This is a genomic window from Klebsiella sp. CN_Kp097 (genome assembly GCF_040064495.1).
Lineage (GTDB): Bacteria > Pseudomonadota > Gammaproteobacteria > Enterobacterales > Enterobacteriaceae > Klebsiella > Klebsiella aerogenes.
Map to the genome: position 1 here is coordinate 85,943 of NZ_JBEAIL010000021.1, position 15,192 is coordinate 101,134.

16 protein-coding genes are annotated in these 15,192 nt (G+C 53.9%); 9 read left to right on the top strand and 7 right to left on the bottom strand.

Annotated features, from left to right (window positions below):
* Nucleotides 1-93 precede the first annotated feature (93 nt).
* Entirely contained in the window at nt 94-441 is a 348-nt protein-coding gene (gene yajD / locus ABLV07_RS18225; protein WP_015367133.1) for an HNH nuclease YajD, read from the top strand.
* 34 nt (nt 442-475) lie between these two features.
* Here yajD and ABLV07_RS18230 read toward each other — a convergent pair whose 3' ends face one another.
* From ABLV07_RS18230 to ABLV07_RS18245, 4 genes are all read right to left on the bottom strand, one after another.
* Nucleotides 476-1,435 (bottom strand): DUF523 and DUF1722 domain-containing protein, encoded by a 960-nt coding sequence (locus ABLV07_RS18230; protein ID WP_015367132.1) that lies wholly within the window; start codon nt 1,433-1,435, stop codon nt 476-478.
* Nucleotides 1,436-1,583: 148 nt separating this feature from the next.
* Entirely contained in the window at nt 1,584-2,312 is a 729-nt protein-coding gene (locus tag ABLV07_RS18235) for a MerR family transcriptional regulator (protein WP_045367215.1), read from the bottom strand.
* 88 nt (nt 2,313-2,400) lie between these two features.
* Nucleotides 2,401-2,805, bottom strand: coding sequence for a cell envelope integrity protein TolA (gene tolA / locus ABLV07_RS18240; protein WP_015367130.1), 405 nt, complete (start codon nt 2,803-2,805; stop codon nt 2,401-2,403).
* Nucleotides 2,806-2,943: 138 nt separating this feature from the next.
* Entirely contained in the window at nt 2,944-3,294 is a 351-nt protein-coding gene (locus ABLV07_RS18245; protein WP_015367129.1) for a helix-turn-helix domain-containing protein, read from the bottom strand.
* A gap of 330 nt (nt 3,295-3,624) precedes the next feature.
* On the opposite strand from ABLV07_RS18245, the gene ABLV07_RS18250 reads away from it, so the two are divergent.
* Nucleotides 3,625-4,800, top strand: coding sequence for an efflux RND transporter periplasmic adaptor subunit (locus ABLV07_RS18250; RefSeq protein WP_126027503.1), 1,176 nt, complete (start codon nt 3,625-3,627; stop codon nt 4,798-4,800).
* Between the two features lie 23 nt (nt 4,801-4,823).
* A complete protein-coding gene (oqxB, locus tag ABLV07_RS18255) occupies nt 4,824-7,976 on the top strand; it encodes a multidrug efflux RND transporter permease subunit OqxB (RefSeq protein ID WP_045386296.1) in 3,153 nt (1,050 codons plus the stop codon).
* Between the two features lie 64 nt (nt 7,977-8,040).
* On the opposite strand, the gene ABLV07_RS18260 is transcribed toward oqxB, so the two are convergent.
* Both ABLV07_RS18260 and ABLV07_RS18265 read right to left on the bottom strand, forming a co-directional pair.
* On the bottom strand, nt 8,041-8,520 hold the full coding sequence (locus ABLV07_RS18260; RefSeq protein ID WP_042892257.1) for an Rrf2 family transcriptional regulator: 480 nt from the start codon (nt 8,518-8,520) through the stop codon (nt 8,041-8,043).
* A gap of 104 nt (nt 8,521-8,624) precedes the next feature.
* Nucleotides 8,625-9,515 (bottom strand): oxidoreductase, encoded by an 891-nt coding sequence (locus tag ABLV07_RS18265; RefSeq protein WP_045361330.1) that lies wholly within the window; start codon nt 9,513-9,515, stop codon nt 8,625-8,627.
* Between the two features lie 171 nt (nt 9,516-9,686).
* Between ABLV07_RS18265 and ABLV07_RS18270 the strand changes: the two genes are divergently transcribed.
* The 6 genes from ABLV07_RS18270 (at nt 9,687) to ABLV07_RS18295 (ending at nt 13,991) form a co-directional block, all read left to right on the top strand.
* Nucleotides 9,687-10,169 carry a cold shock domain-containing protein gene (locus ABLV07_RS18270; RefSeq protein ID WP_015705072.1) on the top strand — a complete coding sequence of 161 codons (483 nt, stop codon included), beginning with the start codon at nt 9,687-9,689 and terminating at the stop codon, nt 10,167-10,169.
* A gap of 50 nt (nt 10,170-10,219) precedes the next feature.
* Nucleotides 10,220-10,759 (top strand): DUF2058 domain-containing protein, encoded by a 540-nt coding sequence (locus ABLV07_RS18275; RefSeq protein WP_015367123.1) that lies wholly within the window; start codon nt 10,220-10,222, stop codon nt 10,757-10,759.
* A gap of 299 nt (nt 10,760-11,058) precedes the next feature.
* A complete protein-coding gene (locus ABLV07_RS18280; RefSeq protein ID WP_015705074.1) occupies nt 11,059-11,316 on the top strand; it encodes a YjhX family toxin in 258 nt (85 codons plus the stop codon).
* A 10-nt stretch (nt 11,317-11,326) separates the two neighbouring features.
* A complete protein-coding gene (locus ABLV07_RS18285) occupies nt 11,327-12,085 on the top strand; it encodes a class I SAM-dependent methyltransferase (RefSeq protein WP_072051195.1) in 759 nt (252 codons plus the stop codon).
* A 155-nt stretch (nt 12,086-12,240) separates the two neighbouring features.
* Complete coding sequence (locus tag ABLV07_RS18290; RefSeq protein ID WP_032714285.1) at nt 12,241-13,266, top strand: LLM class flavin-dependent oxidoreductase; 1,026 nt, start codon at nt 12,241-12,243, stop codon at nt 13,264-13,266.
* Between the two features lie 161 nt (nt 13,267-13,427).
* Nucleotides 13,428-13,991 carry a DUF1440 domain-containing protein gene (locus ABLV07_RS18295; RefSeq protein WP_015367118.1) on the top strand — a complete coding sequence of 188 codons (564 nt, stop codon included), beginning with the start codon at nt 13,428-13,430 and terminating at the stop codon, nt 13,989-13,991.
* A gap of 81 nt (nt 13,992-14,072) precedes the next feature.
* Here the strand turns inward: ABLV07_RS18295 and ychF are convergent, their stop codons facing one another.
* Entirely contained in the window at nt 14,073-15,164 is a 1,092-nt protein-coding gene (gene ychF, locus ABLV07_RS18300; RefSeq protein WP_015705079.1) for a redox-regulated ATPase YchF, read from the bottom strand.
* Nucleotides 15,165-15,192: the final 28 nt, after the last annotated feature.

The window sequence follows — 15,192 nt, forward strand, 5'->3', positions numbered from 1 at the left end:
CACCTCAGCGCATCGATTTCCTTTCCTGCTCCGTTTTACGCTATATTGGCGTTATTATCGTAAATTCTCTCTTTATCACAGGTAACATCTGCCATGGCTTTGATCCCCAAAAACTACGCCCGCCTGGAAAGTGGCTATCGCGAGAAGGCGCTTAAAATTTATCCATGGGTATGCGGACGCTGCTCGCGCGAATTTGTCTACTCCAACCTGCGTGAACTGACGGTACATCACATCGATCACGATCATACCAATAACCCGGAAGATGGCAGCAACTGGGAGCTATTGTGCCTCTATTGCCACGATCATGAGCACTCCAAGTACACTGAGGCCGACCAGTACGGTACCAGAGTGGTGGCCGGTGAAGATGCGCAAAAGGATGTCGGTGAAGCCACCTACAATCCTTTTGCCGATTTAAAAGCCATGATGAACAAGAAGAAGTAGTCACGCTTCGTCGTAATTGCACACCGCCTGGCGGTTAATTAACACCCAGGCGCAGGGCTAAAGCCTGCGGGTAGGGATCAAAATAGTTTTGCGTCTGCAGATAGCGATCAGGATACTCGGCCAGGTAATGCTTAAGCAGCGTAAGGGGCGCCAGGATTGGGAGCAGCCCCGCGCGATAATGCAGTATCACGTCACGCAGCTCGCCGCGCTGGCGGCTATTCAACCGTTCGCGGAAATAGCCCTGAATATGCATCAGCACATTGGTGTGGTTTTTCCTGGAGGCGGTGTTTTTCAGGATCGCCATCAGCTTATCGCGGTAGGCGACGAAAAAGGCATCCAGGTCTTGCCATTGATGCATCGACGCGACGAAAGGGCCAATTTCGCGATAGCCGGCCTGATGATGCGCCAGTAGCTGCAGTTTATAGCGGCTATGAAAATCCATTAACGCCCGACGGGTCAGGCCATTGGCCCGCAGCGTATTCAGTTCATGCAGGGCGAAAAGACGCTCGACAAAATTCTCTCTTAACTGCGGGTCGTGCAGTCGTCCATCCTCTTCTACCGGCAACCACGGATAGGCTTCCATCAACGCGTGGGTAAACAGGCCGGTTCCTTCTTTGCGCCCGCGGTTGCCTTTTTCATCATACAGGCGCACGCGTTCCATGCCGCAGCTCGGTGATTTGGCGCAGACGATAAAACCTGCTAATTCGCCAAGCCCAGGCAGGTAACCGGCGGTAAAGTCCGCCATTTTGCCCGTGACATCGTCATGCGGCTCGCTGCTAAAACGCATCTGAATCTCACCTTCGTCGGTCCGCACCAGGCGCAGAGCCGGACGAGGAGAGCTGAGACCGATGGCCATTTCCGGACAAATGGGTTTGAAGGTTACCCACGGCGCCAGTTCATCCATCGCAAATGGCAATCGTTTATGTCCGCCATCAAAGCGCACGGACGAGCCGGTTAAACAGCCGCTGATGCCAATGACAGGTTGCTTATTCATGGCGTACTCCTCGCTTTGTTCTCACTGGATGGGCCATCGCGCAAAAACGTTTAGCCCGATACATTAAACTTACACAATCACGTATTTTTGTCCAAGTTTTTGGCGTGCTTTTTTAGCGGAGAACATGGCGTAGGGGAGCAAAGCTTTTTTACAAGAAGATAACGTCCAGAGAAATAACCAATTGACGCCAGAGATCTATCTGTCTCTGGCGTGCGGCGGTGAGCTGGCCCGTGGTCACCAGCAACCAGTGGCGTTGAGGAAATATTTCCGGGGCCAGCGCGGTGGACGGCATCGGTAGCACATCGATGCGATGACCTTGTCCGGTACGCATGAGCGCTTCCAGCCAGATTTCACATGGGTCGCTCAGGTGCCAGCCGGTAATCAGAGAGTTATCGCCCGGCGCGCGTTTATCGCCTTCAAGACAAAAAGAGGTGTAGGAGATAATGATGCCGTCGAGGATCTCACGTAGGGTCTGCATCGCCGGCACATTAGCCGATACTTTACTGCGTAACGGGCGCAATACGTTGGAAACCAGCTCAGGGCGGGGATTTTCCCGACCGGCATCGTAGATCAGCTGGCGCAGGGATTCGATTTTTCCCTCTTTCAGCCGCTGCAGCATATTGTCCTGCAGGACAAGCCAGTTATCACCAGGGCCGGCGTCAGGACGGGTCAACAGCGGTTTAACCTGGCTTACAGGCACGCCTTTTTTTACCCAGTCGAGAATTTTTAGCGCCAGTTGGACATCATCATCGTTATAGAGGCGGTGGCCTCCATCGGTACGTTCGGGTTTTAGCAGGCCGTACCGGCGTTGCCAGGCCCGCAGCGTGGTCGCATTGATGCCGCAAAGACGGGAAAATTCGCCGATGGAGTAGGACATTCCGTATACCTGATAACAGAGATTGTTTTTAATATACTACGAATTACGGTCGGTTGAATGCCATGCTGCTGGTAATAAAGCGCTAGTCTTATGCTTTAAAATCAATACTGGTATTTTTAAACGTCTGATAAGCGTCATCATCCGGCGCGGCGGGAATGTCTGCTTGCATAAATGCGGCTACAACAGTGTTGCATAGTTCTTCATCACCCTTTTCCACGGTAGCGGAATTTACGGTGCCATCACGCTGCAGCGACAAACGAATCCGACAGGTTTGCCCGGGATACTCCACGGAATCAGGCATTTTTGCCCTGATGGCGGTCATTATCTGTCGGGCGTAGGTAGCCCGACTTGATGGTTTCGACGAAGGGAGGCTGGCGAACAGATCGTCTACTTCAGTGGCGCTCGCCGCCGCGCGCGGCGTGGGCTGATGATGGTGACAACCTGCCAGCAGTAAAGGGAACAATAACAACACCAACGGCGATTTGTTCAGCATGGTAACGCGTCCTTGTTTGTTTGGTATGGGCCAATCATAACGGTAGGCGCTACGCCCTGATAGCTGCTAAACATAGGTGCTTCTACTGTTCGCTCGCCGATTCCCTGAGGACGATTATCACGACGGTTATTACGACTGTTAGCGTAAATGCTGTGTTTCTGCGCCGCAGATACTGCGTCGCCAGGCGCCGGGCGCCTGACCATACTGGCGCTTGAAGCTGCGGTTAAAGGATTGCTGGGAGTCGAAACCCAGTGCGATCGCCACGTTTAAAATAGGCTCGTCGCTGTTGGCTAAGCGTTCGACCGATCTTTGTAGCTTATGCATGCGAATATATTCAGCGAGAGGGTAACCGGTGTGCTCCTTGAAGATCCGCTGCAGGTGCCATTTCGAATAGCCCGCACGCCTGGCAACGGTCTCAATATCCAGACGGCTCTCGAGATTGTTGTCGATCCAATCGAGTAGATCGTGAATAACCGCAGCAGTGTTCATCTTGTTGCTCCACGCAGATAATAAAAGCATCTTTAATTGTTGCATTTAAGGTGGCCCGTTTTAGCATTAATTGCAAGTTTTATTGTTGCAATTAATCCCCTGCCTGAAATGGGCTTTTTTCGATCCAGAAGAATAGCACATAAAGTGCAACAATTATTCTTGCACTTAGTTTAGCGCCTTCCTACAATCGCCGCGATAGTGTATTCGCAACTGTTACAGTTTTGTGGCGATGAACGACACAAATGGCCTCAAGCCTGCCCGGACAAAGGAAGTGGCGCAGCGTCTCCCGCAGCGTCTTGCCCGGCGGCGACAATTACCGGAATAAAAATAATGAGCCTGCAAAAAACCTGGGGAAAACGTCATCTGACTGCAGTAGGTATGGTGCTACTCTCGGCGCTGCTCACCGGCTGCGATGAAGGCGTCGCGCAAAACGCCGCGCCGCAAGCGCCTGCCGTCAGCGCCGCTGAGGTGGTGGTGAAATCCATTAGCCAGTGGGATAGCTTTAATGGCCGGATTGAGGCGGTGGAAAGCGTGCAGCTACGTCCCCGCGTTTCTGGTTATATTGATAAAGTGAATTACACCGACGGTCAGGAGGTGAAGAAGGGGGAGGTGTTATTCACCATTGACGATCGAACCTATCGCGCGGCGCTGGAACAGGCGCAGGCAACCCTGGCGAGAGCGAAAACGCAAGCCAGCCTGGCGCGAAGTGAAGCAAACCGTACCGATAAATTAATCAATACCAATCTGGTTTCCCGTGAAGAGTGGGAGCAGCGCCGCTCCGCTGCGGTCCAGGCGCAAGCGGATATTCGCGCCGCCCAGGCGGCGGTTGATGCCGCGCAGCTTAATCTGGATTTCACCAAAGTGACCGCGCCCATCGACGGCCGCGCCAGCCGCGCGTTGATCACCAGCGGTAATCTGGTCACCGCTGGCGATACCGCCAGCGTGCTCACCACGCTGGTGTCGCAAAAAACGGTTTATGTCTACTTTGACGTGGATGAGTCGACCTATCTTCACTACCAAAATCTTGCCCGTAGCGGGCAAGGGGCCTCCAGCAGTCACCAGGCATTACCGGTTGAGATCGGCCTTGTGGGCGAAGAGGGCTACCCTCATCAGGGTAAAGTGGATTTTCTGGATAATCAGTTAACGCCGAGCACTGGTACGATCCGCATGCGCGCGCTGCTGGACAATTCGCAGCGTCTGTTCACGCCAGGGCTCTTTGCCCGTGTCCGCTTGCCGGGCAGCGCTGAATTCAAAGCCACGCTTATCGACGACAAAGCGGTACTGACCGATCAGGACCGTAAATATGTCTATATCGTTGATAAAGAGGGTAAAGCCCAGCGTCGCGATATTGCGCCGGGGCGGTTGGCTGCCGGTTTACGTATCGTCAAGCAGGGGCTGAACCCTGGGGATAAAGTCATCGTCGATGGTTTGCAAAAAGTGTTTATGCCGGGAATGCCGGTTAACGCGAAGACCGTTGCCATGACCACCAGCGCCGCCCTCAACTGATCCCTTATCTGAGAATCCGCCATATGGACTTTTCCCGCTTTTTTATCGACAGGCCGATTTTTGCCGCCGTGCTGTCGATTCTGATTTTTATCACCGGCTTGATCGCCATTCCGCTGTTGCCGGTCAGCGAATATCCTGATGTCGTACCGCCTAGCGTGCAGGTGCGGGCGGAATATCCCGGCGCCAACCCGAAAGTGATCGCCGAAACCGTGGCGACGCCATTGGAAGAAGCCATCAACGGCGTCGAAAATATGATGTACATGAAGTCCGTCGCAGGCTCTGACGGCGTATTGGTCACTACCGTCACTTTCCGTCCGGGAACCGACCCCGATCAGGCGCAGGTTCAGGTGCAAAACCGGGTCTCGCAGGCCGAGGCGCGTCTCCCGGAAGATGTGCGCCGTTTAGGCATCACCACCCAGAAGCAATCGCCAACGCTGACGCTGGTGGTGCATCTGTTTTCACCCGGCGGTAAGTACGATTCACTGTATATGCGTAACTACGCCACGTTGAAAGTAAAAGATGAACTCGCGCGTTTGCCAGGCGTCGGGCAGATCCAGATTTTTGGCTCGGGTGAATATGCGATGCGCATCTGGCTGGATCCCAATAAGGTTGCGGCGCGCGGGTTAACAGCATCGGATGTGGTGACGGCGATGCAGGAGCAAAACGTTCAGGTTTCCGCCGGACAACTGGGCGCCGAGCCGCTGCCGAAAGAGAGCGATTTTTTGATCTCTATTAACGCCCAGGGGCGTCTGCATACGGAAGAAGAGTTTGGCAATATTATTCTGAAAACGGCGCAAGACGGTTCGCTGGTGCGCCTGCGCGACGTGGCGCGTATCGAAATGGGCTCGGGTAGCTATGCGTTACGTTCCCAGCTTAACAATAAAGACGCGGTCGGGATTGGTATTTTCCAGTCGCCGGGGGCGAATGCTATCGATTTGTCTAACGCCGTACGCGCGAAAATGAACGAACTCTCCACCCGTTTCCCGGAAGATATGAAATGGGCGGCGCCGTACGATCCGACCGTGTTTGTGCGCGATTCGATTCGCGCGGTGGTGCAAACGCTGCTGGAAGCGGTAGTGTTGGTGGTGCTGGTGGTGATTTTGTTCCTGCAGACGTGGCGCGCGTCGATTATTCCGCTGATCGCGGTGCCGGTATCGGTGGTGGGTACCTTCAGCATTCTTTATCTGCTGGGCTTTTCGCTGAATACCCTGAGTCTGTTCGGGTTGGTACTGGCGATCGGTATCGTCGTGGATGATGCCATCGTGGTGGTGGAAAACGTCGAACGAAACATCGAAGAGGGGCTGGCGCCACTAGCGGCGGCGCATCAGGCGATGCGCGAAGTCTCCGGGCCGATTATCGCTATCGCGCTGGTGTTGTGCGCGGTGTTTGTGCCGATGGCGTTCCTCTCCGGGGTAACGGGGCAGTTTTATAAGCAGTTTGCGGTGACGATTGCGATATCGACGGTGATCTCCGCCATCAACTCCCTGACGCTCTCGCCAGCGCTGGCTGCGCTGCTGTTAAAACCGCACGGCGCGGCGAAAGACTTCCCGACCCGGCTTATCGATCGCTTGTTCGGCTGGATTTTCCGTCCGTTTAACCGTTTTTTCCATCGTAGCTCAAACGGCTATCAGGGGCTGGTAGGCAAAACGCTCGGGCGACGCGGCGCGGTGTTTGTGGTCTACGTTCTGCTGCTCTGCGCCGCTGGCGTGATGTTTAAAGTCGTACCCGGCGGGTTTATTCCGACGCAGGATAAACTGTATTTAATTGGCGGCGTGAAAATGCCCGAAGGCTCTTCACTGGCGCGCACCGACGCCGTGATCCGCAAAATGAGCGAAATCGGTATGAATACCGAAGGCGTGGATTATGCGGTGGCTTTTCCGGGGCTTAATGCGCTGCAGTTCACCAATACGCCGAATACCGGGACGGTCTTTTTTGGTCTGAAACCGTTCGATCAGCGAAAACACACCGCAGCGGAAATTAATGCCGAGATTAATGCCAAAATCGCGCAAATTCAGCAGGGCTTTGGTTTCTCGATTCTGCCGCCGCCGATTTTAGGGCTGGGTCAGGGTTCCGGCTATTCACTGTATATTCAGGATCGCGCCGGTCTGGGTTATGGCGCGTTGCAAAACGCAGTGAACGCGATGTCGGGTTCGATTATGCAGACGCCGGGGATGCATTTCCCGATCTCGACCTATCAGGCGAACGTGCCGCAGCTGGATGTGCAGGTCGATCGAGATAAAGCGAAAGCGCAGGGCGTGTCGTTGACCGACCTTTTCGGGACGCTGCAAACTTATCTGGGGTCATCGTATGTGAATGACTTTAACCAGTTTGGGCGTACCTGGCGCGTAATGGCGCAGGCTGACGGGCCGTTCCGCGACAGCGTGGAAGATATTGCTAATTTACGCACCCGCAATAATCAGGGCGAAATGGTGCCGATTGGCAGTATGGTGAATATTAATACCACCTACGGACCGGATCCGGTGATTCGCTACAATGGTTATCCGGCGGCGGATTTGATTGGCGATGCCGATCCCCGCGTGCTCTCGTCCACGCAGGCGATGACGCTGCTGGCAGGCATGTCTAAGCAGATACTGCCGAATGGGATGAATATTGAGTGGACGGATCTCAGCTTCCAGCAGGCCACGCAGGGCAATACGGCGCTGATCGTCTTCCCGGTCGCGGTATTGTTGGCGTTCCTGGTGCTGGCGGCGCTATATGAAAGCTGGACGCTACCGCTGGCGGTGATCCTTATCGTCCCGATGACCATGCTCTCCGCGCTGTTTGGCGTCTGGCTGACCGGCGGCGACAATAACGTATTTGTGCAGGTGGGGCTGGTGGTGCTGATGGGGCTGGCCTGTAAAAACGCGATTCTGATTGTCGAGTTTGCCCGCGAACTGGAAATTCAGGGCAAAGGGATTATGGAAGCGGCGCTGGAAGCCTGTCGTCTGCGTTTACGCCCGATTATCATGACCTCGATTGCCTTTATTGCCGGGACGATTCCGCTGATTCTTGGCCACGGCGCGGGGGCGGAAGTGCGCGGCGTCACCGGGATCACGGTGTTCTCCGGTATGCTCGGCGTGACGCTGTTTGGGCTGTTCCTGACGCCGGTGTTTTACGTGACGCTGCGAAAACTGGTGACGCGCGGCGAACCGGTTAGGGACGTCCTGCCTGAGTAGGTCGCTGCTAATAACAAAAAAACGCCTTTTCGTTTAAGGCGGTTTTTTTTCGCAACAAGAAAAGTTAATGCGCTTCTTTATAGCGGGCAGTCAGCTCAGGCAGCGGATCGCAGCCGCTGGTATCGGCTTTTTTGACCTCTTCCAGGGCGCTTGCCACGGTATGGCGAGCTAACACCGCGAGCGACGCCTGCTCGGCTTCATCGGCTACGGACTTAAAGTACCAGCAGGCGTTGGCGCTGATCACGCAGCGAGCCGGGACATCAGGGCGGGACGCCCACAGTTTTTTATCTTCAATAACGGAAAGATAGATATCACGCAGCGTGATTTGATCGGCAGGACGGCCAAGATGAATAGAGCCGTTGCGGCCAAGCGTGGAGACGATGATGCCGTCGCGGGTGAGCGGAACCATGAGTTTACGGATAAAGCTCGGGTTGGCTTCCAGGCCGTAGGCCAGGATCGCACTCGTCGAACGTTCACCCAATTGCTCCGCCATCGCTACGCTGAGAACCATCTGCAAAGCTGTCGGGAAGCGGTAATCTAGCATTTTCTTGTCCTGGGTTGCGGTGAATCTTGTTCTTTTTGGCACCGCAGAGGTAAATAATCAGTGAGTAACACTATAACAAATACGGTAATTTTTTTGAAGCAATCTTAGCCAGGCCCCTCGCTTCCAGCCGCCAGCAGCGGCACGACGACATCGCTGATGGGGGTGGCAACGCCCAGCGTTCGGCCATAGCGCTGTACAACTCCGTTGCGAATGTCCCATTCCAGCGGACGATTGGCCTGACGGTCGGCAAGTATCGAGGTGCTTAAATCCGCCGGCGCCTGATGAAACCCATCAACAATTTCCTGCGGCACGCTATCGGCGAGTACCGCCCCTGCGGCGCGGGCCACCGCCAGACACTCGTGTAGATAGGCCAGCGCCAGCCCGGTGATGTCCTGGCGCGAAAACATCCCGGCGCGGCGATTCGCCAGCACCATCAGGCCAGCGACGGCATTTTGCAGCAGTTTCCGCCAGGCGACCGATGCGAAATCTGCCGTCAACTCAACCGCGCAGCGGGTACCGTCGAGAACCTCGGCTATCTTCTTCCCATGCGGCGTATCGGGTAGCGTCAGACGCGGTTTGGCGCGTAACCATACCGAAGCATCCGCCTCCCGTTGTGCCGGAAACCAGACAACCGAAGGCAACACCTTTGCGCCGTTAACATAAGGGTCAAGCAGGCTTTCTTGTTCGACACCGTTCTGTAGTGCGCAGACCACCGTGTTTTCATCGCACAGCGCGTTAAGCCAGAGCGCGCAATCCGCTACCTGGGTGGTTTTCACCGCCACAAACAGCAGCTCAATCGGGTGTTCCAGCGTATGTGGATCGGTCAATACTGGTCCTGGAATAATCGTTTCGCCGTCATCGTGGCGTAAAATCAACCGCTGATGCGCGGTGCGCCCGCAGAGCAGCGGTTTGCGGCCCGCTTCATGCAGTACGGCGGCGATGGTCGTGCCGATAGCGCCAGGACCTAGCAACGCAATGGAGGGTAGATTAGGCATCATGCATTCTCCTGAATGAACCGTACTCATTAATGAATCAAATTTTCGGCAAAAGCCAGGATCAATTGCCGATATCAGGCAACACTTAGAGCAAAGGCATGGTCTACGCTGGCATTGTGCTTTAAACTGCGCGCTGCAAAATTGAGTAGATAAACGATTAATCAGGCGGTAATGGCGATGAACGGTACGATCACAACGTGGTTTAAAGATAAAGGTTTCGGATTTATCAAAGATGAAAATGGTGATAACCGCTATTTTCACGTGATTAAGGTCGCCAATCCGGAGCTGATTAAGAAAGATGCGGCGGTCACGTTTGAACCTACGACCAATAATAAAGGCCTATCGGCTTACGCGGTGAAGGTCATCCCGGAAAGCAAACATCTGTATATTGCCGGTGAGCGCCTGAAGCTGACATCGATTAAGTCTTACCTGGTCTACAGTGAGGAAGTGCCAGCAGATACGCATATCGACAAGGAAAATGCGGTGCTCTCCGTGGGGCTGCTGATGAACAGCATCAAGCCCAAAGCGAGCGTGAAGCCGGGCGAAATGCGTACGCTGAAAAAGCTGGCGATCACTACCTTTCAGGGCACCACGCTCATCTTCTCTGAAGATGAAATCGACATCGACGCCACGGTGAAGCTCCTGAAAGTCTGACCCTGATTTACCGTATCCAAAACATCATTCAAACGATTGTAGAAACGACGATGACAAAACTTACCTTACAAGAGCAGATGCTGAAAGCGGGTCTGGTCACCAGTAAAAAGATGGCTAAGGTTCAGAGAACGGCGAAAAAGTCACGTGTTCAGGCGCGTGAAGCCCGCGAGGCCGTTGAGGAAAACAAAAAAGCCCAGCTTGAGCGCGACAAGCAGCTCAGCGAGCAGCAAAAGCAAGCGGCTTTAGCAAAAGAGTATAAAGCGCAGGTTAAGCAGCTGATCGAAATGAACCGAATCACGATTGCGAAAGGCCATATCGCTTTTAACTTTACGGATAATAATCTCATCAAAAACATTGATGTGGATAAAACCACCCAGGCGCAGCTCATTAGCGGCCGTCTGGCGATTGCCCGCCTTGCTGTTGATAATAACGGTAAATATGAATACGCGATTATCCCTGCCAGCGTGGCGGATAAAATCGCCCAGCGCGACGCCGAGAGTATTGTGTTGAACAGCGCCCTGAGCCAGGAAGCAGAGGACGAAGACGATCCGTACGCTGACTTTAAAGTACCTGATGATTTGATGTGGTAATCAGGAGCAATGCGTTGCTGCCATTCATTGTGCGCCTTTCGTCATGGGGCGGGGGCGCAATTTCAGATACCGATCACAATTTTCCCGTTTATAAATATCCTTTCTGTCACTGGATGTTATCATCCAGCCGGTAAATACCTTTCAACTCTACCGAGGCTTTGATGCTGGAGAATGTAATCATCTGATAATCAGTTTACCGACCTTTCAGGCCGGGCTGGTTATCACTGCGCTGAAATCGAATGCGGACACCGCTGCGTGTTTGCACGTTTTGCACATGATGATTAAACAGGTTTTCCAGTATGAATTTATCCCGTCAGGAACAACGTACCTTACACGTTCTCGCGAAAGGCGGACGTATTGCGCACATTCGCGATACCTCAGGCCGCGTCATCGCCGTGGAGTGCTATAGCCGCGAAGGCCTACTGCTCAGCGACTGTACGCTCGCCGTCTTCAAAAAACTCCGCACTAAAAAACTGATTAAATCCGTTAACGGCCAACCATACCGCATCAACACCAGCGGGCTGAATAACGTTCGCGCCCAGCCGGATAACCGCTAAGGAGAGTGACATGACCACAACTATCGATATCCCACGTATCTTTACCATCAGCGAAAGTGAACATCGTATCCATAACCCCTTCACGGTGGAAAAATATGCCACGCTTGGCCGCGTACTTCGCCTGCAGGCGGGGGCGCAGATCCTCGACCTTGGCAGCGGTTCTGGTGAAATGCTCTGCACCTGGGCGCGGGACCATGCTATCGGCGGTCTGGGCATTGATATGAGCCCATTGTTTACCGCGCAGGCTAAACAACGCGCCGCAGCGCTTGGCGTTAGCGATCGCGTCACTTTTCTCCATAGCGATGCGGCAGGTTACGTTGCCGAACGGCAATACGATGTAGCGGCCTGTATCGGCGCGACGTGGATTGCCGGCGGCGTCGCTGGAACCGTGGCGCAGTTAGCCCGCAGCCTTAAGCCTGGCGGTATGCTACTTATCGGGGAACCCTGGTGGCGTAAGGTACCCGCCACAGAAGAAGAAGCGCGCGCCTGCGGCGTTTCTGCGGTGGCCGATTTGTTGCCGCTTCCAGCGCTGGTCGCCTCTTTTGGCGAACTGGGCTATGACATCGTTGAGATGGTGCTGGCTGACCGCGAGGGGTGGGACCGTTATGAAGCTGCTAAATGGCTGACGATGCGCCGTTGGCTGCAGGCGCATCCGGATGATGAATTTGCGGCTGAGGTCCGTGCGGAGCTCAATGCCGCACCGCTTCGCCACGTCACTTATACCCGGGAATATTTCGGTTGGGGCGTTTTTGCGCTGATGCAGAAATAACCGTCGTTATATTTGGTCAATTTATTTGAACCATTCTGTTAAATAAACGCCATTTATACATTTTGGCTAAGGGGTAGAGTAGGAGAACCACAAGCAGACGCGGAACGTTATCTCCGCGTCTGCTGAATGTTTTGCCGAAATCAGGGGCTATCCTCATGAAAAAGATTGGATTTTTGTCATTTGGCCACTGGACGCCATCGTCGCAGTCGGCGACCCGTTCCGCTGCCGACACGCTTTTACAATCCATCGATCTGGCCGTTGCCGCCGAAGAGTTAGGCGCGGACGGCGCCTATTTTCGGGTGCACCATTTCGCCCGCCAGCTCAGTTCACCGTTCCCGCTGCTGGCCGCTATCGGCGCGAAAACTAAAAAGATTGAGATTGGCACCGGCGTTATCGATATGCGCTACGAAAACCCGCTATATATGGCGGAGGATGCCGGCGCTGCAGATTTGATAGCCGGTGGGCGTTTACAGCTTGGCATCAGCCGGGGCTCGCCGGAACAGGTGATTGATGGCTGGCGTCATTTCGGTTTTCAACCGCAGGATGGCGAGTCCGACGCTGATATGGCGCGGCGCCACACTGAGGTACTGTTGGACGTGCTGCGCGGCGAAGGTTTCGCTAAACCTAACCCGCAACCGATGTTCCCCAACCCGCCGGGATTGCTGCGCCTTGAGCCGTATTCCGCCGGACTACGCGAGCGTATCTGGTGGGGCGCGGGCTCTAATGCCACGGCGATGTGGGCGGCGAAGCTCGGTATGAACCTGCAGAGCTCGACGCTGAAAGATGATGAGACGGGCGAACCATTTCATATTCAACAGGCGAAACAGATCCGCGCTTATCGTCAGGCCTGGACGGAGGCGGGGCACACGCGTACGCCGCGGGTATCGGTCAGTCGGAGTATTTTTGCCCTGATGGACGATCGCGACCGGATGTATTTTGGCTCCAGCCGGGATAACAGCGACAGTATTGGTTTTCTTGATGAGAAAACCCGCGCCATTTTCGGCCGCAGCTATGCCGCTGAACCCGATAAGCTCATCGAGCAACTGAAACAGGATGAGGCGATCGCAGAAGCGGATACTTTATTGCTGACGGTGCCGAATCAGCTGGGCGTGGATTATAACGCTCACGTGATTGAGTCTATTCTGAAGCACGTTGCACCGGCAATGGGGTGGCGTGATTAAAAGAATGCCACGCGGGGCATTAATTGATGCTCCGCGATGACATAAAAATATTAGCTTTGTTTATCTTTTGAACAAAAAGTGTGATCTTGATCAAGCCATACCCGCGCGGACTTAAAGAATATTGCAATGCTGTAACAATATTATTCATGGCGAGGGATTTTATGGCAATTAAGGACTTTTTTGTACAAACTGCACCAGGTCGGCGTCGCTATGGCGTCGCATTATTAGTTGGGGTTATTGCCGGAATTATGTCGGCATTCGTTAAGTGGGGGGCGGAAGTACCTCTGCCGCCGCGAACATTTTCCGGTGGGCGTGATGAATTTAATCCTCCTTATCTCTTTTTACGCGACTATCTTGGCATTGACCCTACACATACCGTGTACACCTTCTCTGAGCATATCATCAATCCGGTAATGGTCACGCATATCATCTTTTCGCTGGTGTTCGCGATTGGCTATTGCGTGGTGGCGGAGATATTCCCAAAAGTTAAATTATGGCAGGGAGTATGGGCCGGGATTGTCGCCACCATTGCGGTACACTGGATTTCATTTCCGCTATTAGGACTTACGCCGTCGTTATTAAACATTCCGGCTGATGAATATATTTCTGAACTGCTTGGCCATATTTTTTGGTTCTGGGCAATTGAAATGATTCGTCGCGATCTGCGTAACCGAATTACCCACGAGCCTGACGCAGAAATTCCGTTAGATGCGCCATTCAGATAATTTAAAGCCTCGCGAGTCATAAAACCTGCGAGGCTTTGAAATGAAAAATCCGCGCCGGAGCGCGGATTTTATCGTCCGGGATTAGACGTTGAACAAGAAGTTCATTACGTCGCCATCTTTAACGATGTAGTCTTTCCCTTCCGCACGCATTTTACCGGCTTCTTTCGCGCCTTGTTCACCTTTATAAGCAATGAAATCTTCATAGGCGATGGTCTGGGCGCGGATAAAGCCTTTTTCGAAGTCGGTGTGGATTTTACCGGCAGCCTGTGGCGCGGTAGCGCCAACCGGAATAGTCCATGCGCGAACTTCTTTGACGCCAGCGGTGAAGTAAGTCTGCAGGTTCAGCAGAGCGTAACCTGCGCGGATCACGCGGTTCAGGCCCGGCTCTTCAAGGCCCAGCTCGGCCATGAACTCGTCACGCTCTTCGTCGTCCAGCTCGGCAATGTCGGATTCAACGGCGGCGCAAACCGGAACCACCACGGAACCTTCTTGCTCAGCGATAGCGCGAACCTGGTCGAGATACGGGTTGTTTTCAAAACCGTCTTCGTTAACGTTGGCGATGTACATGGTCGGCTTCAGGGTCAGGAAGCTCAGATAGCGGATCGCTTCTTTCTCTTCTTTGCTCAGATCCAGCGCGCGCAGCATGCCTGCTTTTTCCAGCTGCGGCAGGCATTTTTCCAGCGCGGCCAGTTCAACCTTAGCGTCTTTATCGCCGCCTTTGGCCTTCTTGGACACGCGGTGAATGGCGCGTTCGCAGGTGTCGAGGTCGGACAGCGCCAGCTCGGTGTTGATAACGTCAATATCTTCCGCCGGATCGACTTTACCCGCGACGTGGATAATGTTGTCATTTTCAAAGCAACGCACTACGTGGCCGATGGCTTCGGTTTCACGAATATTGGTCAGGAACTGGTTACCCAGGCCTTCGCCTTTGGACGCGCCTTTAACCAGACCGGCAATATCAACGAATTCCATGGTCGTCGGCAGGATACGCTGCGGCTTGACGATCTCAGCCAGTTTGTCCAGACGCGGATCGGGCATCGGTACGACACCGGTGTTCGGCTCAATGGTACAGAACGGGAAGTTGGCCGCTTCAATACCTGCTTTGGTGAGCGCATTGAACAGGGTGGATTTGCCGACGTTGGGCAAACCGACGATACCGCATTTGAATCCCATGATTTAAATCACCTTAATCTTTGGATAA

What these genes read in the sequence shown, in the direction of transcription:
- yajD (WP_015367133.1), top strand. Translation starts at nt 94, where the DNA reads ATGGCTTTGATCCCCAAAAACTACGCCCGCCTGGAAAGTGGCTATCGC.
- ABLV07_RS18230 (WP_015367132.1), bottom strand. Translation starts at nt 1,435, where the DNA reads ATGAATAAGCAACCTGTCATTGGCATCAGCGGCTGTTTAACCGGCTCG.
- ABLV07_RS18235 (WP_045367215.1), bottom strand. Translation starts at nt 2,312, where the DNA reads ATGTCCTACTCCATCGGCGAATTTTCCCGTCTTTGCGGCATCAATGCG.
- tolA (WP_015367130.1), bottom strand. Translation starts at nt 2,805, where the DNA reads ATGCTGAACAAATCGCCGTTGGTGTTGTTATTGTTCCCTTTACTGCTG.
- ABLV07_RS18245 (WP_015367129.1), bottom strand. Translation starts at nt 3,294, where the DNA reads ATGAACACTGCTGCGGTTATTCACGATCTACTCGATTGGATCGACAAC.
- ABLV07_RS18250 (WP_126027503.1), top strand. Translation starts at nt 3,625, where the DNA reads ATGAGCCTGCAAAAAACCTGGGGAAAACGTCATCTGACTGCAGTAGGT.
- oqxB (WP_045386296.1), top strand. Translation starts at nt 4,824, where the DNA reads ATGGACTTTTCCCGCTTTTTTATCGACAGGCCGATTTTTGCCGCCGTG.
- ABLV07_RS18260 (WP_042892257.1), bottom strand. Translation starts at nt 8,520, where the DNA reads ATGCTAGATTACCGCTTCCCGACAGCTTTGCAGATGGTTCTCAGCGTA.
- ABLV07_RS18265 (WP_045361330.1), bottom strand. Translation starts at nt 9,515, where the DNA reads ATGCCTAATCTACCCTCCATTGCGTTGCTAGGTCCTGGCGCTATCGGC.
- ABLV07_RS18270 (WP_015705072.1), top strand. Translation starts at nt 9,687, where the DNA reads ATGGCGATGAACGGTACGATCACAACGTGGTTTAAAGATAAAGGTTTC.
- ABLV07_RS18275 (WP_015367123.1), top strand. Translation starts at nt 10,220, where the DNA reads ATGACAAAACTTACCTTACAAGAGCAGATGCTGAAAGCGGGTCTGGTC.
- ABLV07_RS18280 (WP_015705074.1), top strand. Translation starts at nt 11,059, where the DNA reads ATGAATTTATCCCGTCAGGAACAACGTACCTTACACGTTCTCGCGAAA.
- ABLV07_RS18285 (WP_072051195.1), top strand. Translation starts at nt 11,327, where the DNA reads ATGACCACAACTATCGATATCCCACGTATCTTTACCATCAGCGAAAGT.
- ABLV07_RS18290 (WP_032714285.1), top strand. Translation starts at nt 12,241, where the DNA reads ATGAAAAAGATTGGATTTTTGTCATTTGGCCACTGGACGCCATCGTCG.
- ABLV07_RS18295 (WP_015367118.1), top strand. Translation starts at nt 13,428, where the DNA reads ATGGCAATTAAGGACTTTTTTGTACAAACTGCACCAGGTCGGCGTCGC.
- ychF (WP_015705079.1), bottom strand. Translation starts at nt 15,164, where the DNA reads ATGGGATTCAAATGCGGTATCGTCGGTTTGCCCAACGTCGGCAAATCC.